The organism is Limnohabitans sp. Rim8 (genome assembly GCF_945869175.1).
In the GTDB taxonomy this organism is placed as follows: Bacteria; Pseudomonadota; Gammaproteobacteria; order Burkholderiales; family Burkholderiaceae_C; genus Limnohabitans_A.
Genome location: NZ_CAMBNZ010000055.1, coordinates 1 through 18,719 on the forward strand (window position 1 = coordinate 1; position 18,719 = coordinate 18,719).

Here is an 18,719-nt window from a genome sequence, read left to right on the forward strand (position 1 = left end):
CCGAAGACCCGGTGCGCATCCTGCGCTTGGCGCGTTTTGCCGCGCGCTTTGCCGACTTCACCGTGGCCGAAGCAACGATGGCCTTGATGCGGCAGATGGTCGACGACGGTGAAGTCAACCATTTGGTGCCCGAACGCGTCTGGCAGGAACTGGCCAAGGGCCTGATGGCCGACAAACCGTCGCGCATGTTTGAGGTGCTGCGCGCCTGCGGTGCGCTGAAAGTGCTGCTGCCCGAGTTGGACCGCCTGTGGGGCGTACCCCAGCGCGCCGAATACCACCCGGAGGTGGACACAGGTGTGCACATGATGCTGGTGATGGACATGGCTGCGCGATTGAACATGCCCTTGCCCGTGCGCGTGGCTTGCCTGATGCACGACTTGGGCAAAGGCACCACACCCTCCAACCTGCTGCCGCGCCACCTCGGCCACGAAGGCCGCAGCGTCAAGTTGTTGCAACACGTTTGCACCCGCCTGCGTGTGCCCACCGAGGGCCAGGAACTGGCCGAGGTGGTGGCGCGTGAGCACGGCAACATCCACCGCAGTGCCGAATTGAACCCCGAAGCCGTGATGCGCCTGCTGGACCGCTGCGACGCCCTTCGCCAGGCCCAGCGCTTTGCACTGGTCCTGCAAGCGTGTGAGTGTGATGCACGGGGACGTTGGGGCTTTGAAGAGGCCGCCTACCCACAAGCCCAGCGTTTGCTGAAAGCCCAACAGGCGGCGCTGTCCGTCGAGACCGCGCCGATTGCCCAAGCTGCAGCCGCCCAAGGCCTCAAGGGGCCTCAAATTGGCGCGGAGATTGCTAAGGCACGCGTCAAAGCCATCGCACAGATGAATCTGTGAAGGGGGTTCACAGGTGCGAGCGCGCCCAGTCGGCGATGTCTTGCGCGCTGCGGAAAGCCCCAGCCTGACGCGCGACTTCTTGGCCGCGGACAAACAATGCGAGTGTGGGGATGCTGCGGATGTTGAAGCGGGCGGCGATGGCCTGCGCGTCTTCTGTGTTGAGTTTGGCCACCCGCACTTGGGGCTCCAAAAGCGCAGCGGCTTGTTCGTAAGCTGGGGCCATCATCCGGCATGGACCGCACCAAGGCGCACAAAAGTCCACCAGCACCGGCACATGGCTGCGGCCAATGTGCTTGTCAAAACTGGTGGCATCCAGCGTCAGCGGATGACCGTCAAAAAGCGCTGAGTGACAACTGCCGCAATCGGGGGCTTGGGCCATGTCGGCCACACGCACGCGGTTGGTGGTGTGGCAGTGCGGACAAACAATGTGCAAAGCGTTGGCTGAATCGGTCATGGGAACCCCTGTGTTGAAAAACCACTTGGGGGCCATCCTGCGCGATTCAAGGCCCAGGCAACCTGACCCAGGTCAAGACCAGGCGCCGGACAAGCTCAGCGAGCGGGGGGACGGCGAGGGGCCATCGGGGCGCGCCCGGCCAAATGGCGGAAGCTGATGCGGCCTTTGCTCAGATCGTAAGGCGAGAGCTCAAGCGTCACGCGATCACCCGCCAGAATCCGGATGTGGTTCTTGCGCATCTTGCCTGCGGAATAGGCAATCAGTTGGTGGCCGTTGTCCAAGGTCACACGGAATCGGGTGTCGGGCAACACCTCGTTGACCACGCCCATCAGTTCAATCAGTTCTTCTTTAGCCATTTAAAACGTCTTTCTCAAAGCAGGATCGGTTTGGTCGTCTGGCGCTCCACCCACAACATGCCCTCATCGAGGGCATATTGGCTGGCGGCGGCCGGTGTGGCAAATTCGGGCACAAACCGCATCACGCGGTCGGTGCTGGCGCTGCCACGGCCACTGGCCACAGACACTTGCGCGCCAAATGCGCCATTGGGCAAAGCCCTGGAACACGGTTGAATTCGGAATTTTCCCATGGAGATGGGTTGGTGTGAACAATATGTAATAGACATGTATTTTAACGAAGGGGGTGGCACCGCTGGGCTGGCCCTGTTCGGGGCTGCGTTGCGACACGGGTCTTGGCATGTCCTGCTGCCAAAAAAACGCCCCCATGTGCAAACCGCAAGGCCTGCCTGAACACTGCACCGTGCAGAGGTGCATGAAAAAGGAAGCAAAAAATCGTCCGAACCCAGCTTGGAAAAAGCATGGCGGGCGATGGGCACATTGGAGGACAAGACTGGCATCCCTCTGCCGGGATGCGCTATCGGCTCAGGTAGAGCGAGATGGGCATAAGTCGCCATTGGCGTGATGCACTGTAACACGTTCGGCTTGCAAGCCTTCCAAACCGGCCTCAGACCCAACGTGCGATCGCTGCGGCCAACAGGCTCAGCAGCAAGGTGCTGGTGATGGGAATGAAAAACTCGCGCCCGAACAAGCGAAAACGGAAGTCACCAGGCAAACGGCCAAAGCCCAGTTTTTGCAACCATTTCTGCAGGCCACTGAAGAGGATCAGGGCCAGAAACACCACGATGAGCCAACGCAACACAGCTTGCCCTGTTGCCGTTTAAAGGCGATGCGAGCGGTCACCCCGGGCAAAGCCCTGGGCAAACCCTTCGGAGGTGGTGGAAAAACCGATCACCTTGAACAACTCGCCCATTTCGTGCTCATTGATCAGGCGTTGGGCTTGGCTGCGTTCGGCCAAGCTGGCGGCAGCCATGCGCTCGGCCAAACCCAGGTTCAGCAAAAACCAGGCTTGGCTGGCGTAACCCAGCACATGCAGTCCGGCGTTTTGCCCGGCCATAGCCACGCCCGTGAAGTTGACATGGGCCGTGATGTCTTTTTGGCCCACGGCCAGCAGTGGGTTGTCGTCGGCCTGGTGCAACTGGTGGCACATGACGGTGCCCATGTGGCGTTGTGGGTGAAAGTACTCCGCCTCTGGAAAGCCGTAATCCAGAAAAAACGCCGCCCCGCCGCGCCCGGCCAACAAGCGCTCGGCCAGACTGGTCATGAACGCTTCGGCTTGGGGGTGAATCTCGGTCAGGTAATCGTGCGCACCCTCGATTTCAACAGGCGGGCGCAGTTCGGTCGGGCGGTCTTGCCATGCAAAGCCCTGGTCCGCGCTGACCACACCGCGTTCGTGCCAAACGCCACCTGTCCGTTGCAACAGCTGCACCGGCATCGCGTCCAGCACCTCGTTGCCCACCACCACCCCCTCCATGACATCGGGCCAGCTGTCGAGCCAGCGCACTTTGTCGGCGTATTTCAACAAGGTGTCGGCCTGGCGCGTGCGCAAAGTCCCCGACAAATCGATGATGGTGTAACGGGACACGGCTTCGCCCAAGCTGTCCAGCAACTGCAAAGCCAGCGCGCCCGTGCCTGCACCAAATTCCCAGACCTCTGGGGTGCCCGTGGCCTCCAAGGCCTCCAGCACCTGCACCGCCAAGGTCTGCCCAAAAAGCGGTGACATGCCCGGGGCGGTCACAAAATCGCTGCCCGAAGAAGGCATAGCGCCGAACTTTTGCAGGGCATTGGCGTAATACCCCCAACCCGGCTCGTACAAAGCCATGGCCATGAAACGGTCAAAACCGATCCAGCCATCTGCTTGTGCAATGGCTTGGTGGATGCGTTGGGTCAGATCCGAAGAAAGTGGAGAAACAGGGGTCACTCTCGGATTATCCTTGGTCCATCTCAGCTTTTGCGCACCCGCCTTCGGGAAGTGATGGCTTACGGCTGGCCAAGTCCATCCGCATTTCGCCAACAGGGTCCAGGGCCATCCCCGATAATGACTCTTTTCCTTCCCCCTTCGGCATCACTTTGAAACACGTCCTGATCACTGGCGGCGCGCTGCGTCTGGGTGCGACCCTGTGCCGAGCCTTCTCGCAAGCGGGCTGGCAAGTGTGGTGCCACTACCAGCGCTCGGCTCAAGCCGCCTTGGCGCTTCAGGCGTCCCTGCAGGCCACGGGTGCGACGGTGCGTCTGGTGCAAGCCGATCTGGCGCAAAGCGCCGAAGTCGAGCGCATGATGGCCCTCATCACGCAAACCACTGGACCACTCGATTGCCTGGTGAACAACGCCTCTTTGTTCGAGCCCGATGAAGGCACCGACATGGACTTGGCTGGCGCGCGCCAACAGCTCGAAGTGAATTTGATCGCGCCCATGGCGCTGGCCTCGCTCATGGCCCAACAAGCCGCGCCCAACGCCATCACCGGTCAACGCAGCGTGGTCCACATCCTGGACCAGAAGGTCTTCAACCTGAACCCGGATTACTTTTCGTACACCGTGTCCAAATTGGCGCTGGAGCGTGCTGTGGCTTTGCAGGCACAAGCCTTGGCCCCTTTGCGCGTGTGTGGCGTGGCCCCAGGCCTGATGTTTTTGAGCGGCCCGCAAACGCAAGACAACTTTGACCGCGCCAGCCGCGTGAACCTGTTGCGCCAGCCGATCGATCCGGCCCAAGTGGCCGCCACCTGCCTGTTTCTGGCACAAAACCCCTGCATCACCGGCACCACGATCAGTGTGGACAACGGTCAGCACCTGGTGCCTTTGGCCCGGGATGTGATGTTTGTGGCCGATGCCATGGACAAGAAAGACGCCTCATGAGCGACACCCTGAACGAGCTCGCGCTCCACTGCCGCCGCCTGTTTTTGCGCAACCACACCGTGGACGTGCGCATTGGCGCACACGATTTTGAAAAGCTCGGGGCCCAACGCCTCGTCTTCAATGTCGAGTTGTTTGTGCCCTACAGCGCGTCTACTCCCACACAAGATGACCTGTCCGAGGTGGTGGACTACGACTTCATCCGCGAGGTGATTGCACGCCACATCGCCATAGGGCATGTGGTGCTGCAAGAAACCCTTTGTGACGACCTGATGCGCGAGTTGATCGCGCATCCGCAGGTGCAAGCCGTGCGCCTGTCCAGCTGTAAACCCGATGTGTACCCGGACTGCGAAGCGGTTGGGGTTGAAATTTTTCAGATCAAACCCACGCCATGAAAACCCCTGCCGGACACCAAACCCTGGCGCTGACAGGTTTGCGCTTTGATGCCAACCTGGGCATCTTGGAACACGAAAAAACCGCGCCGCAGCCCATCCAGGTCGATGCCGAGCTGAACCTGGGCACGCAACCCCTGTTGCCCTGCGACGACGACATCCACCATGTGCTGGATTACCGCAAAGTGCGCAAGATCATCATCGACGAATGCACGGCCGAGCACATCAACTTGCTGGAGACGCTGATCGGCAAAGTCGCCAATCGCCTGATGCAGTTGCCCGGCGTTTTGGGCGTTCGGGTCAAGATTGCCAAACTTGAAATTTTTGAAGACTGCGAAGTGGCCATTCGCATGGAAACCGGACAGTGGTGAACCTCATGAACACAGAAACCGACAACGCCTGGGTACAAGCGCAAGCCGAATCAGAGGCCGCCAAGGCCATCAAGATCGAGCGCGAAACCCACAAGCTCGAAAAACGCCTGTGCCGCCAGATGGGCCAGGCCATCAGCGACTTCAACCTGATCGAAGCGGGCGACCGCATCATGGTCTGCATGTCCGGCGGCAAGGACAGTTACGGCATGCTGGACATCCTGCTCAAAATGAAGGCCCGCGCCCCGGTGGACTTTGAGCTGGTGGCGGTCAACCTGGACCAAAAGCAGCCCGGGTTCCCGGACCACATCCTGCCCGCTTACCTCAAAGCGCTGGGGGTGGAATACCACATCGAGACACAAGACACCTACTCGATCGTGAAGGACAAAATTCCCGAAGGCAAAACCATGTGCAGCCTGTGCTCGCGCTTGCGCCGGGGCATTTTGTACAGCGTGGCGCGCGAGCTCAAATGCAACAAGCTGGCGCTGGGCCACCACCGCGACGACATGCTGCAGACTTTCTTTTTGAACATGTTCTTTGGCGGCAAACTCAAAGGCATGCCCCCCAAACTGGTCAGTGACAACGGCGAGTTCATGGTGATCCGCCCGCTGGCCTATGTGGCCGAGTCCGACCTGATCCGTTGGGCAGCGCACCGACAGTTCCCCATCATCCCCTGCACACTGTGTGGCAGCCAGGAAAATTTGCAACGCCTGCAGGTGGGCAACATGCTGCGCGAGTGGCAAAAGAAGCACCCCGGCCGGATCGAAAACATGTTTGCCGCCCTGCAAAACGTGGTGCCCTCGCATTTGATGGACGCCAAACTGCACGGCTTCAAGGACTTGAAGATCACCGGCATCGAATCGGACGACGGCGACAAAGCCTTTGACGAAGAGGAATTCCAAGAAGCCGCCTTGCCGGGCATTCAGGTCATTTCGATGTGAACCTCAAGGAGACAAGCCATGCGTTCAGCCACTGAGCCACTCAAGCGGTGTTTTTCAATGGCCTTGGCCACCTTGGCCTTGACGGTGTTGACAGGCTGCGCCTCGATGCGCTTGATCGACAGCGATGTGGTCTCTGTGCCCGCCGTCCCTGCGGGCATGAACCTGCAGGGCGCCAAGTACCGCTTTGAACGCCTGCCTTCACAAGTGCACAACCCGGAAGCCGGGTTGGCCGAACAACAAGCCCAAGCGGCCATGACCGCTGTGGGCTTGGTGCGCGACGATGCAGGGGCCAGCCTGAGCGTGATGGTGGGTTTCAGCGGCACGAAATACCTGGCCGACCCGTGGGGTCGCCCCACAGGTCCTGGCGCGACGCCCTTTGGACGCCTGACCATCGGCACGGGTTTTGGCGGGGTTTTTGGCTCGCACATGGGGGTGGGCACAGGCATGCGCTTTCCACCTCCGACCCACTACCAACGCGAAGTCAGCCTGATTCTGCGCGACCTGAAATCAGGCCAAGTGGTCTACGAGACCCGCGCCAGTCACTCTGGTCCATGGAGCGACAGTGAACCGATTTTTGCCACCTTGTTCCAGGCCGCACTGGCCAACTTTCCCAACCCGCCCGCTGGGCTGCGCCGGGTCAACATCGAACTGCCGCGCTGAGACGCCATTCCCCCCATGTCTGAACCCACCCGAATACTGGCCATTCGCCACGGCGAAACCGCCTGGAACGTCGACACCCGCCTGCAAGGCCATCTGGACATCCCACTCAACGACGTGGGTTTGCGCCAGGCCCAGCATCTGGCCCAATCGCTGGCGGGGCGTGATGCCATCGATGCGATTTATGCCAGCGACCTCTCGCGCGCCCACACCACCGCTCAAGCGATTGCACAGGCCGTAGGCCAAACGGTGGGCCTGCACCCCGGATTGCGTGAACGTCACTTTGGCGCCTTCCAAGGCCGCACCTTTGCCGAGATCGAAGTCGAGTTGCCCGAACACGCCTTGCACTGGCGCAAACGCACACCGGATTGGACGCCCCCCGAAGGGGGCGAATCTTTGCTGGTTCTGCGAGAACGCATCATCCGCACGGTGAACGAACTGGCCGCCAAGCACCCGGGTCAACAGATCGTGCTGGTGGCCCACGGTGGCGTGCTGGACATCCTTTACCGCGCAGCGACTCGACTGGAACTCCAAGCGCCGCGCACTTGGGCGCTGACCAACACCGCCGTCAACCGGCTGCTGTGGACAGCGCAAGGCCTGTCACTGGTGGGCTGGGGGGACACCTCGCACTTGGAGGGTCTGGGCAAGGACGAAACCAGCGCCTGATCCAGCCCCGGGCATCACTGCCCAAACGATTTGGGCGGCGTAACCCCCAAATGTTTGAACGCCGCCAGCGTGGCCATGCGACCGCGTGGCGTGCGCTGCAAATAGCCTTGTTGGATCAAATACGGCTCGATCACGTCTTCAATGGTGTCGCGCTCTTCCCCAATGCTGGCGGCGATGTTGTCCAGGCCCACGGGGCCGCCGTCAAAACGGTGGATCACCGCTTCGAGCAATTTACGGTCCATCAAATCAAAGCCTTCGGGGTCCACATCGAGCATGACCAAGGCCTTCTGGGCCAAGCCTTTGTGGATGGTGCCGTCGCCCTTGACATCGGCATAGTCGCGCACGCGGCGCAGCAAGCGGTTGGCAATGCGCGGTGTCCCGCGTGAGCGGCGGGCGATCTCGAACGAGCCTTGTGGATCGATCGGGGCCTTGAGCAATCCGGCGCTGCGGGTCACGATGCGGGTCAATTCTTCGGGGGTGTAAAACTCCAGCCGCGACACAATGCCAAAACGGTCGCGCAAAGGGTTGGTGAGCATGCCCGCGCGGGTGGTGGCACCCACCAGAGTGAAAGGCTGCAGGTCGAGCTTGATGCTGCGGGCCGCAGGGCCTTCGCCGATCATGATGTCGATCTGGTAATCCTCGAGAGCGGGGTACAAAATTTCTTCGACCACGGGCGACAGGCGGTGGATTTCGTCAATGAAGAGCACATCGTTGCGCTCCAAGTTGGTCAGCAGCGCCGCCAAATCCTTGGGTTTTTCCAGCACCGGGCCGCTGGTCTGTCGCAGGTTCACGCCCAGCTCAGCGGCAATGATGTGGCTCAGCGTCGTCTTGCCCAGGCCGGGGGGGCCAAACAACAGCACATGGTCCAGGGGCTCAGCGCGCATTTTGGCGGCGCTGATGAAGATCTCCAGCTGCTCACGCACCTTCACCTGCCCGACGTATTCGTCGAGCAGCTTGGGGCGCAGGGCGCGTTCAATGGCCTCTTCCTGGTGCGATACCGGGGCGGCTGAAATGACGCGGGGCTCGGGCTGCGGCGCGAAATCGTCGGTGCGGATGCTCATGGCTCAGATCACTTCATTTGTTCAGGGCTTTGAGCGCCAGCTTGATGCCCTCACTCACGCCCACATCCACGGGCAGGCTCTTGAGCGCTGCAGCGGCTTCTTTGTCGTTGTATCCCAAGGCAATGAGGGCTTGCTGGATGTCGCTGTGCTCATCGGGAGTGTTCACGGCAAACAAGCCGCCCAAGTCGCCGCCCAACTTGCCTTTGAGTTCGAGCAGCAAGCGTTCGGCGGTTTTCTTGCCGATGCCGGGCACCTTGACCAAACGGCCAACCTCTTGCGTGGTGATGGCCTGCGCCAAATCGTTCACGCTCATGCCAGACAGCACCGACAGCGCGGTGCGGGGGCCAACGCCCGAGATTTTGATAAGCTGACGAAAGGCCTCGCGTTCGGCCAGGGTGGCAAAACCATAGAGAATTTGCGCGTCTTCGCGCACCACAAAGTGCGTGACCAGGCTGACTTTTTCACCCGTGGCAGGCAAGTTGTAAAAAGTGCTCATGGGCACATTGACTTCATACCCGACGCCCTGGCAGTCCACGATCACCTCCGGTGGGTTTTTGTCGCTCAGAATGCCGGTGAGTTTGCCAATCATGGGGGGCCTTTGGGTTGCATGGATATGGAGGAGAATCGGGGCTCCTTGGCCTGCACACAACCCAGCGAACCCTGCGAAACCACCCACGAACAGGATTATCCACTTGATCGTCAGACACACCTTCACGCCGCACAACAATACCCGCTTGTCCCACCTGTGCGGCCCGATGGAAGCCCATCTGCGCACCATCGAGGCAGGCTTGCAGGTGAACATTGCGCACCGCCACGAGCAGTTCAAGGTGGATGGCCCCAAAGCAGTGGCGCTTCGCGCCATGGAGATTTTGCAAGCCATTTATGAGCGGGCCGACCGCCCGATTGCCCCGGACATGGTGCAGCTCATGCTGGTGGGTGACAGCGGGGGCGAAGAAGCCGACTTGCCCGCCTTGCAAACCCGGCGCGCCGACCTGAAGGCCCGCACGCCGGTGCAAGCGGCGTATTTGGAAAGCATCGCCAGCCACGACATCAGCTTTGGCATTGGCCCAGCAGGCACAGGCAAGACCTATTTGGCCGTGGCCTGCGCGGTGGACGCACTGGAGCGCGCGAGCGTCCAACGCATTGTGCTCACGCGCCCGGCGGTCGAAGCCGGTGAGCGGCTGGGGTTTTTACCGGGCGACCTGTCGCAAAAGGTGGACCCGTATTTGAGGCCCTTGTACGATGCACTGTACGACCTGATGGGCCACGACAAGGTACTCAAAGCCTTTGAGCGCAACGCCATTGAAGTGGCCCCGTTGGCCTTCATGCGTGGACGCACCCTGAACAACGCCTTCGTGATCCTGGATGAGGCGCAAAACACCAGCTCCGAGCAGATGAAGATGTTCCTCACCCGCATCGGCTTTGGGGCCAAGGCGGTGATCACGGGCGACGTGAGCCAAATTGACCTGCCCAAGGGACAGTTGTCGGGCCTGATCGATGCAGAGCGGGTCTTGAAACGCGTCAAGGGCATCGCCTTCACGCGGTTTTCCAGCGCCGACGTGGTGCGGCACCCCTTGGTGGCACGCATTGTGGACGCCTACGACGCGCAAGGCAGCGCTGCCATGCGCGCAGGCGTCACGACCCGCCGCAAGCCTTTGCCCAGTGACGATTGAACGCACCGATTTCAAACACATGGCCCTGCAACAACTCCAGCTCTCTTTGCAATTTGGCGATATCCCCAACGCCGCCCGGCACCGCGCCGCCCTGCCCCGCCACGCGGTGACACGCGCCATCCGCCATGCGCTGGCCGATGACGCCGAAATCACGGTGCGCATCGTGGGTGAAGAAGAGGGCCGTGTGCTGAACCAAAGCTATCGCAAAAAAGACAAGGCCACCAATGTGCTAACCTTCAATTACGCGCAAACACCTGTGGTGATGGCCGACTTGGTGCTGTGCGCGCCGGTGGTGGCGCGAGAGGCCAAAGAACAAGGCAAGACGCTGGCGGCGCATTACGCGCATTTGCTGGTGCACGGCACTTTGCATGCGCAGGGATGGGACCACGAGACCAGTGCGGCCGATGCTCTAGAGATGGAAGCCTACGAAATCGACATCTTGGCGGGCTTGGGGCTGAAAAACCCTTATCTGTGACTGTGTGAGGTTCCGGTTTGGGCAGGGCCGGATTCCTCATGACGGGGTACCCCGCATCGCCCCATTCCCAACTCTCTGAAAACCATCAGAGCAACCGAACCTTCACGCTCTTGCCCTTGATCTTGCCGTGTGACAACTGCGCCTCCACCTTTTTGGCCAATGCAGCTTGCACCGCCACATAGGTGGAAAACTCGTTCACATTGATCTTGCCCACCTGCTCTCGCGTCAAGCCGCATTCACCCGCCAAAGCGCCCATCACATCCCCCGCGCGAATCTTTTCCTTGCGACCGCCCACAATCTGCAAGGTGCGCATCGGCGGCTGCAAAGGCCCACCATCGGCAGGTGCCAAGCCCGACAAAGGTGCCCAAGTCGATTCGCGCCCTTGCATCACCTCGATCTTGCCGACCGAGCCCATCTCGTCCATGCTGGCCAGCGTGAGCGCCAAGCCTTCGGCATCGCCCCGGCCGGTGCGGCCGATGCGGTGGATGTGGATTTCGGCGTCGGGCGTCACGTCCACGTTGATCACGGCCTCCAGCCCTTCCACGTCCAGCCCGCGTGAGGCCACATCGGTGGCCACCAGCACCGAGCAGCTGCGGTTGGCAAACTGCACCAGCACTTGGTCACGTTCACGCTGCTCCAACTCGCCAAACAGCGCCAGCGCGCTGTAGCCCTGCGCCTGCAGCACCGCCACCAAATCGCGGCATTGCTGCTTGGTGTTACAAAACGCGAGCGTGCGCTCAGGGCGGAAATGCGCCAGCAACTTGGACACAGCATCCAGACGCTGGCTTTCGCTCACCTCGTAAAACACTTGACGGATTTTGTGGGCGCTGTGCTGCGCCTCTACTTTCACGGTTTGCGGTGAACGCATGAACTGCGCCGCCAGTTTGGCGATGCCTTCAGGGTAAGTGGCCGAAAACAACAAGGTCTGGCGGTCTTTGGCGCACTGGCGCACCACCTTGGCGATGTCGTCAAAAAAACCCATGTCCAGCATGCGATCGGCCTCGTCCAGCACCAGCGTGTTGACGCCCGCCAGACTCAGCGAACCGCGCTCCAGGTGGTCCAAAATCCGCCCGGGCGTGCCCACCACCACATCGGCGCCGTGCTCCAGGCTCACGGTCTGGCCACGCAGGGCCACACCGCCACACAGGGTGACCACTTTCACGTTTTGCCGGGCACGGGCCAGGCGGCGGATTTCCTGCGTCACCTGATCGGCCAGCTCGCGGGTGGGGCACAAAATCACGGCTTGAATGGCGGCACTGGGCGAACCCGCACTTTGCAAGCGCTCGATCAGGGGCAAGCCAAAGGCGGCCGTTTTGCCGCTGCCGGTGCTGGCTTGCGCAATCAGGTCTTGCCCCGCCAAGGTCAGGGGCAAGCTGGCCGACTGGATGGGCGTCATCTGGGTGTAGCCCAGTTGCTCAAGATTTTGGAGGGTGGCGGTGGCCAGTGCAAGCTGGTCAAAGCCCGAGGTCATCGAGACGGGGGAGGCAGCGGGAGATTTTTCAGTCATGCTCCGATTATCGGCGGCCACCGATCCCGCCTCATACTCAAGCCGTCATGCGCATCGGAATCGTGATCGGCCCGTCGTTGACCAGCGTCACCTTCATGTCGGTGGCAAAGCGGCCGGTTTGCACCACCGGGTGGGCTTTTTGCGCCTGGGCAACAAAATACGCGTACAAGCGCTGGGCATCGTCCGGCGCTGCTGCAGCGGAAAACCCCGGGCGCGTGCCCGAAGACACATCGGCCGCGAGCGTGAACTGGCTCACCACCAGCAGACCGCCCGCCACATCTTGGACGCTCAGGTTCATCTTGCCCGCCTCGTCGCTGAAGATGCGCAGTTTGAGCATTTTGGCCAGCATTTTGTCGGCCACCGCCTCGGTATCGCCTTTTTCGGCGCACAGCAACACCAACAAGCCCGTGCCAATTTGGCCGATCACCTCGCCACCAACGCGCACACTGGCTTCGCTCACCCGCTGCAGCACGGCGATCATTTCAAATCCCGCGCATCGTTGAAATGCACCTCGACATCGCTGGGCAAGAGCTGAATGGTGGCACGCAAACCGGGCACCTCGCTCATCAAGGCTTGCTCGACACTGCCGCGCAAGGCCGCGGCCCGCCCCAAAGTCCAACTGGCGGGCATGTGCATGTGCACATCCACAAAACGGCGCTGCCCGGCTTTGCGGGTGTGCAGGTGGTCGAACCGGATGATCTCGGTCTCGCCACGCTGGTGCGCAAAACCATCCAGGACTTTCTGCACATCGACCAGCACCTCAGGCTCCAAGGCCTCGTCCATCAGGCCTTGTGAGGACAGCCAAATCAGGTGCCAGCCTTCTTTCAAAATGTTCAGCGCGACAGCCATCGCCACCACCGCGTCCAGCCACAGCCACCCCGTCACCCCCACCAGGCCAATGCCGATCACCACTCCCGCCGAAGTCCAGACGTCGGTCACCAAATGACGGGCATCGGCTTCCAGAGCCAAGGAACGGTGCTGCTTGGCCGCGCGAAACATCAGCCAGGCCAGCAAGCCATTGAGGGCCGAACTGCCCACCGACAAGGCCAAACCCAGGCCCACTTGTTCGATGGGTTGAGGATCAAACACCCGGTGCGCCGCCGCCCAAATGATGCCCAAAGCGGCCACCACGATCAGGATGCCCTCAAAGCCAGAAGAAAAGTATTCCGCTTTGTGGTGCCCATAGGGGTGCTCTTCATCCGCCGGCATGGCGGCCACCGTGACCATCATCAATCCAAAAATCGCACTGGCCAAATTGACCAAAGACTCCATCGCGTCCGACAGCAAGCCTACAGAGTCGGTGAGCCACCATGCCAGGGTTTTCAAGCCAATGGTGATCAGCGCCACCACCACCGATGCCCACAGCATGCGCTTAGGCGACATCCAGGCGTCAAAGTTTTTCATGGGCTCAGCATACCCCCTGGACATGAAGTGCCGATGGGCTTCGTGGGCATCAAGACAGTGTCACTTTGACAAATTTCCGCTTGCCGACCTGAACGATGTAAGTGCCTGCTTCGAGTTTCAGGCCCTTGTCACTCACCACGCTGGAGTCCACACGCACACCGCCGCCGTCCACCAAGCGACCAGCTTCAGTGGTCGAAGGGGCCAGACCGGCCGACTTGAGCAAAGCGCCAATCCCCAGCGGCGCCCCCGACAAAGACACCGTCGGGATGTCGTCCGGCACGCCGCCCTTGCTGCGGTTGATGAAGTCCTGCTCTGCAGCTTCGGCCTCGGCCACGCTGTGAAAACGCGCTGTGATTTCCTTGGCCAACATGACTTTGGCGTCTTTGGGGTTGCGCCCGCTTTCCACTTCTTTTTTCAGCGCCTCGATCTCGGCCATGGAGTTGAACGACAACAAGGTGTACCAACGCCACATCAACACATCAGAAATGCTGAGCACTTTGGCAAACATGCTGTTGGGTGCTTCGGCAATGCCGATGTAGTTGTTTTTTGACTTGGACATTTTGTCCACGCCATCCAGGCCTTCGAGCAGCGGCATGGTCAAGATGCATTGCTGCTCTTGCCCGTATTCAGCCTGCAGGTGTCGGCCCATGAGCAGGTTGAACTTCTGATCGGTGCCGCCCAACTCCAAGTCACTTTTGAGCGCGACCGAGTCATAGCCCTGCATCAGGGGGTACAGGAACTCATGGACACTGATGGGCGTACCCGCCTTGAACCGGTCATGAAAATCGTTTCGCTCCATCATACGGGCCACGGTGTACTTGGCCGCCAGTTGGATCATGCCCATGGAGCCCAAAGGCAAACTCCACTCGCTGTTGTAGCGAATTTCGGTTTTGGCCGGATCGAGCACCAAGCTGGCCTGTTTGTAATAAGTCTCGGCATTGAGCTTGATTTGCTCTGGCGTCAAAGGCGGGCGGGTGCTGTTGCGACCCGACGGATCACCAATCAAACTGGTGAAGTCGCCAATCAAAAAGATGACCTGGTGCCCCAAATCCTGCAACTGGCGCATCTTGTTGAGCACCACGGTGTGGCCAATGTGGATGTCGGGTGCAGTCGGGTCCAACCCCAATTTGATGCGCAAAGGCACCCCGTTGGCCTCCGATTTGGCGAGCTTTTGTAACCAATCCTCCTTGGGAATCAGCTCCTCGCACCCTCGCAAAGTGACCGCCATCGCCTCCAGGGTTTTGTCCGTCACGGGAAATTTTGTAACAAGCGATTGATTCATAAGGGTTTTTTCTAAAGTCAAATGGCCATAGACCGGTACAATGGTCCATTATTTCCAGGTCGTTCATTTTAGGGGCGGCTTGACTGTGAACCTCGTGCCCGGCTTTCAAACAGTGAACAGGCCACGAAACACCAAACTATTTGATGCCATTTTTCGTTTCTCTCCAGACCCGTCTGGTGTCTTTTTTAGTGGGCTTTCTGTTCCTGTGCACCGCCGTGCTCGGCGCGGTGCTGCTGGGCGCGCAGCGCTTGCTGGCTTGGCTGGATGGACAGCACCCCCAGCTGAACCAGGCCCTTCTGTCTTTCACGCGCTGGCTCAAAAAGCACCCCAAAACCATCAGCGCCACTTTGGCCTCTGTACTCTTGGCAGGCGGCGGTGGTGCTTTTGCGGTTGCCAATTTAGGGCCTGACATCTCCGATCAACCGGTGGTCACGGTGACCGTCCCCGTTGAATCGCCGTCTTTGCAGGCCCAAGCCCAAGCGCTCGATTTGGTCAACATGCGCCTCACGCGCACTGACAGCACACGTTCTTCAGACACCCCAGAGAGCCTGCTGCGCAGGCTGGGCATGGTGGACCCCGATGCTGCTGCCTTTTTGCGCAAGCACCCTTTGGCCAAACAGGCCCTCAAACAAGCCGGACGTTCGGTGGTGGCCGAGGCGGACAGCCAAGAGCGTTTGAGCCAATTGCATGTTCGTTGGCTCAACAACGAAAGCGACACATTCTTTCAACGTTTGTCCATCCAGCGCACTGACAAAGGCCTGCAGGCGGCTTTGGCCACCTCGCCCATGAACACCAGTCTGCGCATGACGGGTGGCACCGTCGCCAGCTCCTTGTATGACGCCGCCGATGAAGCGCGTTTGCCAGACGCCATCGTGGGCCAATTGACGCAGATTTTCTCGAGCCAAATCGACTTCCACCGCACCCTGCGCAAAGGTGCCCGGTTTGCGGTGGTTTACGAAGTTTTGGAAGCCGATGGTGAGCCGATTCGCACCGGCCGCGTTTTGACAGCCGAGTTCAACAACGGCAACAAAACCTACGAGGCCGTTTGGCACGAAGAACCCGGTCAAAAAGGCAGCTACTACAGCTTGGACGGCAAAACATTGAGCCGAACTTATTTGGCTTCGCCTGTGGCGTTCTCTCGCAAAACCAGCGGTTTTGCCATGCGCCTTCACCCCATTTTTCAGACCATGAAAGCGCATTTGGGCGTGGACTATGCAGCACCCATGGGCACCCCCGCTCAAACCGTCGGTGACGGCGTGGTTGAGTTTGCAGGTGTGCAAGGCGGCTTTGGCAATGTGGTGATTGTTCGCCACGGCAACAACCACTCCACCGTGTACGCCCACCTCAGCCGCATTCAGGTTCGCAAAGGTCAGTCGGTTCAAAAAGGGCAAACCATTGGAGCTGTCGGCTCGACTGGCTGGTCCACCGGACCTCACTTGCATTTCGAGTTCCGCGTCAATGGCACCCACGTTGACCCGCAAAAGGTGATTCAGCAGGCGCAAAGCGTGCCCCTGAGCCCGGTCGCCATGGCACGTTTCAAAGCGGTTGCAGCCCAAGCCCGCACGCAGCTGCAGGCAGCAGGCCAAATGCGAGAAGGCAACCTTCAGTGATCCACAAGGGCCGCAAGGCCCTTTTTTGATGCGCTGGCAGACACCGTCAGTGCGTCCACCTGAATACCGCCCCAAACCCAAGCGCCTATGACTCCAGCGCCGCCTGCTCAGATGACCGTCCCGCAGCACTTCATTGGCCTGATGTCTGGCACCTCTTTGGATGGCGTGGACGGCGTGCTGGCCCAAATCCACCCTCAAGGGCAGTTGGTGGTTCAGACGCATGCTTTCACCGCTTTCGATGGGCCCTTCAAAGTCGAGTTGATGGCGCTCAACCAAAGTGGTGAGAATGAGCTGCACCGCAGTGCGCTCGCGGGCAACCAAATCGCACGCCACTACGCCCAAGTCGTTCAAGACTTGTTGGTGACCAGTGGCCTGCAAGCCCAGGACATCGCTGCCATTGGTGCCCACGGGCAAACCGTGCGTCACCGGCCATTGGAATTTGATGGCGACACAAGCTTGCAACGCGCCCCTGTGGGCTACACCCTGCAATTGATTAATCCCTCTTTGCTCGCCGAGTTGACGGGCATCGATGTCGTGGCGGATTTTCGCAACCGCGATCTGGCGGCAGGCGGTCAGGGTGCCCCCTTGGTGCCAGCCTTTCACCAAGGTGTTTTTGGCCGCCAGGGGTCTTGTGTGGCCGTGCTCAACATCGGGGGCATCTCCAACTTGAGCGTGCTCCACCCCGATGGTTCGGTGCTCGGATGGGATTGCGGCCCTGGCAATGCGCTCATGGACTTTTGGTGCAGCACCCACACCGGCCAAGCCTTTGACCACAATGGTGCTTGGTCGGCCACCGGGCAAGTCACGCCCGATTTGTTGGCGACCTTGATGGCGGAAGCCTTTTTGCAGCGAACACCCCCCAAAAGCACAGGGCGTGATTTGTTCAACCCCGCTTGGCTGCAAGCGCGCTTGCCTGCCGAAACCTTGCCAGCTCAAGACGTTCAGGCCACCTTGACCGAGTTCACGGCCTTGGCCTGCGCCCACGATGTGCAGCGTCACGCACCGCAAGCTCAAGAGTTGATTGTGTGTGGGGGTGGGGCATTGAACGGCCAACTCATGCAGCGTTTGGCCCTACACCTGCCAGGCGTGCAAGTGGTCAGCAGCGAACTTCGGGGCCTACCGCCTTTGCAAGTGGAAGCCGCCGCCTTTGCTTGGCTGGCCGCTAAAACCGTACGCCGCGAAACATCAAGCTTGCCCAGCGTCACGGGCGCCCAAGGCGCCCGTGTCTTGGGGGCCATGTACCCCCGTTGAGGTGTGGCGGGCAGGGCCCGCCGCGCAACCCATCAGGTCGAGAAAGACGAGCCGCAACCGCAGGTCGATGTGGCGTTTGGGTTCTTGATGACAAACTGAGCGCCTTGCAGGTCTTCTTTGTAATCGATCTCTGCACCGATCAGGTACTGGTAACTCATGGCGTCAATCAGCAAAGACACGCCGTTCTTGCTCATGGTGGTGTCGTCTTCGTTGGTGATCTCATCGAAGGTGAAGCCATATTGGAAGCCGGAGCAACCGCCACCTTGCACAAACACGCGCAGCTTCAAATCGGGGTTACCTTCCTCGGCGATCAAGTCTGCGACTTTGGCCGCAGCGCTGTCGGTGAAGACAATCGGGGCGGGCATTTCGGTCTGGATATTTTCGGCAAGAGCGCTCATGGTATTTCTCCGGTTCAATGCCAAATAGTATAGCGCGCTGGTCGGGAATTACAGCGTCTCGGCGCAGTAACGCTACTGAGCACATGGACTTTGCCGGACCCAGGTAAGAGCCACCAAGATGACGCTCTGAAAACAAAAAGCCGCTACGGCGAACCGAGCGGCTTTTTGAAGAAGCAGAAAAAGCGGATTAGCGCTTGGAGAACTGCTTGCGGCGGCGGGCTGAGTGGAAGCCGACCTTTTTACGTTCCACTTCACGGGCGTCGCGGGTGACAAAGCCAGCTTGGCTCAGCATAGGCTTGAGCGAAGCGTCATAGTCAATCAGGGCACGGGTGATACCGTGGCGCGATGCGCCGGCTTGACCGGATTCGCCACCGCCGTGCACGTTGATCATGATGTCGAAAGTTTCGGCATGGTTGGTCAACATGAGGGGTTGCTTGGCGATCATGATCGAAGTCTCGCGGCCAAAGTAGGCTTGGATGTCCTTGCCATTGACCGTGATCTTGCCAGTGCCTTTTTTCAGAAACACGCGGGCGACGCT

The 18,719-nt window shown here is 60.2% G+C and carries 24 protein-coding genes; 11 read left to right on the forward strand and 13 right to left on the reverse strand.

The window, feature by feature from the left end:
• Window positions 1–839: HD domain-containing protein (locus tag Q0O19_RS09320; RefSeq protein ID WP_295522290.1), on the forward strand; the 839-nt coding region annotated here is incomplete at its 5' end.
• A 7-nt stretch (window positions 840–846) separates the two neighbouring features.
• Here the strand turns inward: Q0O19_RS09320 and trxC are convergent.
• From trxC to Q0O19_RS09345, 5 genes are all read right to left on the reverse strand, one after another.
• Window positions 847–1,293, reverse strand: a complete 447-nt coding sequence (gene trxC, locus Q0O19_RS09325) for a thioredoxin TrxC (protein WP_295522292.1) — start codon at window positions 1,291–1,293, stop codon at window positions 847–849.
• Between the two features lie 95 nt (window positions 1,294–1,388).
• Window positions 1,389–1,649: a translation initiation factor IF-1 gene (gene infA / locus Q0O19_RS09330; RefSeq protein WP_019426546.1), complete on the reverse strand. Its 261-nt coding sequence runs from the start codon at window positions 1,647–1,649 to the stop codon at window positions 1,389–1,391.
• A 14-nt stretch (window positions 1,650–1,663) separates the two neighbouring features.
• On the reverse strand, window positions 1,664–1,879 hold the full coding sequence (locus tag Q0O19_RS09335; protein ID WP_231624533.1) for a hypothetical protein: 216 nt from the start codon (window positions 1,877–1,879) through the stop codon (window positions 1,664–1,666).
• A 374-nt stretch (window positions 1,880–2,253) separates the two neighbouring features.
• Entirely contained in the window at window positions 2,254–2,448 is a 195-nt protein-coding gene (locus Q0O19_RS09340) for a DUF2905 domain-containing protein (protein WP_295522295.1), read from the reverse strand.
• 18 nt (window positions 2,449–2,466) lie between these two features.
• Window positions 2,467–3,567, reverse strand: coding sequence for an SAM-dependent methyltransferase (locus Q0O19_RS09345; protein WP_295522297.1), 1,101 nt, complete (start codon window positions 3,565–3,567; stop codon window positions 2,467–2,469).
• Window positions 3,568–3,716: 149 nt separating this feature from the next.
• Between Q0O19_RS09345 and Q0O19_RS09350 the strand changes: the two genes are divergently transcribed.
• Genes Q0O19_RS09350 through Q0O19_RS09375 form a run of 6 tightly spaced genes read left to right on the forward strand, consistent with a single transcriptional unit; the run spans window position 3,717 to window position 7,520 of the window.
• Window positions 3,717–4,499: an SDR family oxidoreductase gene (locus Q0O19_RS09350; RefSeq protein ID WP_295522299.1), complete on the forward strand. Its 783-nt coding sequence runs from the start codon at window positions 3,717–3,719 to the stop codon at window positions 4,497–4,499.
• The gene (locus Q0O19_RS09355) at window positions 4,496–4,891 is read left to right on the forward strand and encodes a dihydroneopterin aldolase (RefSeq protein WP_295522301.1); all 396 of its coding nucleotides are present in this window, start codon (window positions 4,496–4,498) and stop codon (window positions 4,889–4,891) included. Before Q0O19_RS09350 ends, Q0O19_RS09355 begins: the two co-directional genes overlap by 4 nt.
• Window positions 4,888–5,259, forward strand: a complete 372-nt coding sequence (locus tag Q0O19_RS09360) for a dihydroneopterin aldolase (protein WP_295522303.1) — start codon at window positions 4,888–4,890, stop codon at window positions 5,257–5,259. The genes Q0O19_RS09355 and Q0O19_RS09360 overlap by 4 nt, the downstream gene beginning before the upstream one ends.
• Before the next feature lie 5 nt (window positions 5,260–5,264).
• Window positions 5,265–6,197 (forward strand): tRNA 2-thiocytidine(32) synthetase TtcA, encoded by a 933-nt coding sequence (gene ttcA / locus Q0O19_RS09365; RefSeq protein ID WP_295522305.1) that lies wholly within the window; start codon window positions 5,265–5,267, stop codon window positions 6,195–6,197.
• Between the two features lie 18 nt (window positions 6,198–6,215).
• Window positions 6,216–6,857 (forward strand): hypothetical protein, encoded by a 642-nt coding sequence (locus tag Q0O19_RS09370; RefSeq protein ID WP_295522307.1) that lies wholly within the window; start codon window positions 6,216–6,218, stop codon window positions 6,855–6,857.
• 15 nt (window positions 6,858–6,872) lie between these two features.
• Complete coding sequence (locus Q0O19_RS09375) at window positions 6,873–7,520, forward strand: histidine phosphatase family protein (protein ID WP_295522309.1); 648 nt, start codon at window positions 6,873–6,875, stop codon at window positions 7,518–7,520.
• A gap of 14 nt (window positions 7,521–7,534) precedes the next feature.
• On the opposite strand, the gene ruvB is transcribed toward Q0O19_RS09375, so the two are convergent.
• Both ruvB and ruvA read right to left on the reverse strand, forming a co-directional pair.
• The gene (gene ruvB, locus Q0O19_RS09380) at window positions 7,535–8,581 is read right to left on the reverse strand and encodes a Holliday junction branch migration DNA helicase RuvB (RefSeq protein WP_295522311.1); all 1,047 of its coding nucleotides are present in this window, start codon (window positions 8,579–8,581) and stop codon (window positions 7,535–7,537) included.
• A gap of 13 nt (window positions 8,582–8,594) precedes the next feature.
• Window positions 8,595–9,170, reverse strand: coding sequence for a Holliday junction branch migration protein RuvA (gene ruvA, locus Q0O19_RS09385; protein ID WP_295522313.1), 576 nt, complete (start codon window positions 9,168–9,170; stop codon window positions 8,595–8,597).
• A gap of 103 nt (window positions 9,171–9,273) precedes the next feature.
• Here ruvA and Q0O19_RS09390 point away from each other — a divergent pair, with 103 nt between their 5' ends.
• Both Q0O19_RS09390 and ybeY read left to right on the forward strand, forming a co-directional pair.
• The gene (locus Q0O19_RS09390) at window positions 9,274–10,254 is read left to right on the forward strand and encodes a PhoH family protein (protein ID WP_295522315.1); all 981 of its coding nucleotides are present in this window, start codon (window positions 9,274–9,276) and stop codon (window positions 10,252–10,254) included.
• Window positions 10,255–10,273: 19 nt separating this feature from the next.
• Entirely contained in the window at window positions 10,274–10,729 is a 456-nt protein-coding gene (gene ybeY / locus Q0O19_RS09395) for an rRNA maturation RNase YbeY (RefSeq protein ID WP_295522331.1), read from the forward strand.
• Window positions 10,730–10,814: 85 nt separating this feature from the next.
• Here ybeY and dbpA read toward each other — a convergent pair whose 3' ends face one another.
• Genes dbpA through tyrS form a run of 4 tightly spaced genes read right to left on the reverse strand, consistent with a single transcriptional unit; the run spans window position 10,815 to window position 14,922 of the window.
• On the reverse strand, window positions 10,815–12,236 hold the full coding sequence (gene dbpA / locus Q0O19_RS09400; RefSeq protein WP_295522317.1) for an ATP-dependent RNA helicase DbpA: 1,422 nt from the start codon (window positions 12,234–12,236) through the stop codon (window positions 10,815–10,817).
• Between the two features lie 37 nt (window positions 12,237–12,273).
• A complete protein-coding gene (gene dtd, locus Q0O19_RS09405; protein WP_295522319.1) occupies window positions 12,274–12,717 on the reverse strand; it encodes a D-aminoacyl-tRNA deacylase in 444 nt (147 codons plus the stop codon).
• Window positions 12,714–13,640 (reverse strand): cation diffusion facilitator family transporter, encoded by a 927-nt coding sequence (locus tag Q0O19_RS09410; RefSeq protein ID WP_295522321.1) that lies wholly within the window; start codon window positions 13,638–13,640, stop codon window positions 12,714–12,716. Before Q0O19_RS09410 ends, dtd begins: the two co-directional genes overlap by 4 nt.
• A gap of 49 nt (window positions 13,641–13,689) precedes the next feature.
• Window positions 13,690–14,922, reverse strand: a complete 1,233-nt coding sequence (gene tyrS / locus Q0O19_RS09415; RefSeq protein ID WP_295522323.1) for a tyrosine--tRNA ligase — start codon at window positions 14,920–14,922, stop codon at window positions 13,690–13,692.
• Between the two features lie 143 nt (window positions 14,923–15,065).
• Here tyrS and Q0O19_RS09420 point away from each other — a divergent pair, with 143 nt between their 5' ends.
• Both Q0O19_RS09420 and Q0O19_RS09425 read left to right on the forward strand, forming a co-directional pair.
• On the forward strand, window positions 15,066–16,532 hold the full coding sequence (locus Q0O19_RS09420; RefSeq protein WP_295522324.1) for a M23 family metallopeptidase: 1,467 nt from the start codon (window positions 15,066–15,068) through the stop codon (window positions 16,530–16,532).
• 111 nt (window positions 16,533–16,643) lie between these two features.
• Window positions 16,644–17,783 (forward strand): anhydro-N-acetylmuramic acid kinase, encoded by a 1,140-nt coding sequence (locus Q0O19_RS09425; protein ID WP_295522326.1) that lies wholly within the window; start codon window positions 16,644–16,646, stop codon window positions 17,781–17,783.
• Between the two features lie 32 nt (window positions 17,784–17,815).
• Here the strand turns inward: Q0O19_RS09425 and erpA are convergent, their stop codons facing one another.
• Both erpA and rpsI read right to left on the reverse strand, forming a co-directional pair.
• On the reverse strand, window positions 17,816–18,181 hold the full coding sequence (gene erpA, locus Q0O19_RS09430) for an iron-sulfur cluster insertion protein ErpA (protein WP_100119426.1): 366 nt from the start codon (window positions 18,179–18,181) through the stop codon (window positions 17,816–17,818).
• Between the two features lie 187 nt (window positions 18,182–18,368).
• The coding region (gene rpsI, locus Q0O19_RS09435; RefSeq protein ID WP_295522329.1) for a 30S ribosomal protein S9 at window positions 18,369–18,719 on the reverse strand (351 nt) is incomplete at its 5' end.

Excerpts from the sequence above, each read along its gene's own strand:
- Q0O19_RS09335 (WP_231624533.1), bottom strand. The coding sequence starts at position 1,879 with ATGGGAAAATTCCGAATTCAACCGTGTTCCAGGGCTTTGCCCAATGGC.
- dbpA (WP_295522317.1), bottom strand. The coding sequence starts at position 12,236 with ATGACTGAAAAATCTCCCGCTGCCTCCCCCGTCTCGATGACCTCGGGC.
- Q0O19_RS09425 (WP_295522326.1), top strand. The coding sequence starts at position 16,644 with ATGACCGTCCCGCAGCACTTCATTGGCCTGATGTCTGGCACCTCTTTG.
- ruvB (WP_295522311.1), bottom strand. The coding sequence starts at position 8,581 with ATGAGCATCCGCACCGACGATTTCGCGCCGCAGCCCGAGCCCCGCGTC.
- dtd (WP_295522319.1), bottom strand. The coding sequence starts at position 12,717 with ATGATCGCCGTGCTGCAGCGGGTGAGCGAAGCCAGTGTGCGCGTTGGT.
- infA (WP_019426546.1), bottom strand. The coding sequence starts at position 1,649 with ATGGCTAAAGAAGAACTGATTGAACTGATGGGCGTGGTCAACGAGGTG.
- Q0O19_RS09375 (WP_295522309.1), top strand. The coding sequence starts at position 6,873 with ATGTCTGAACCCACCCGAATACTGGCCATTCGCCACGGCGAAACCGCC.
- Q0O19_RS09355 (WP_295522301.1), top strand. The coding sequence starts at position 4,496 with ATGAGCGACACCCTGAACGAGCTCGCGCTCCACTGCCGCCGCCTGTTT.
- ruvA (WP_295522313.1), bottom strand. The coding sequence starts at position 9,170 with ATGATTGGCAAACTCACCGGCATTCTGAGCGACAAAAACCCACCGGAG.
- ybeY (WP_295522331.1), top strand. The coding sequence starts at position 10,274 with ATGGCCCTGCAACAACTCCAGCTCTCTTTGCAATTTGGCGATATCCCC.
- Q0O19_RS09410 (WP_295522321.1), bottom strand. The coding sequence starts at position 13,640 with ATGAAAAACTTTGACGCCTGGATGTCGCCTAAGCGCATGCTGTGGGCA.
- ttcA (WP_295522305.1), top strand. The coding sequence starts at position 5,265 with ATGAACACAGAAACCGACAACGCCTGGGTACAAGCGCAAGCCGAATCA.
- Q0O19_RS09420 (WP_295522324.1), top strand. The coding sequence starts at position 15,066 with ATGCCATTTTTCGTTTCTCTCCAGACCCGTCTGGTGTCTTTTTTAGTG.
- trxC (WP_295522292.1), bottom strand. The coding sequence starts at position 1,293 with ATGACCGATTCAGCCAACGCTTTGCACATTGTTTGTCCGCACTGCCAC.
- tyrS (WP_295522323.1), bottom strand. The coding sequence starts at position 14,922 with ATGAATCAATCGCTTGTTACAAAATTTCCCGTGACGGACAAAACCCTG.
- Q0O19_RS09370 (WP_295522307.1), top strand. The coding sequence starts at position 6,216 with ATGCGTTCAGCCACTGAGCCACTCAAGCGGTGTTTTTCAATGGCCTTG.
- Q0O19_RS09360 (WP_295522303.1), top strand. The coding sequence starts at position 4,888 with ATGAAAACCCCTGCCGGACACCAAACCCTGGCGCTGACAGGTTTGCGC.
- erpA (WP_100119426.1), bottom strand. The coding sequence starts at position 18,181 with ATGAGCGCTCTTGCCGAAAATATCCAGACCGAAATGCCCGCCCCGATT.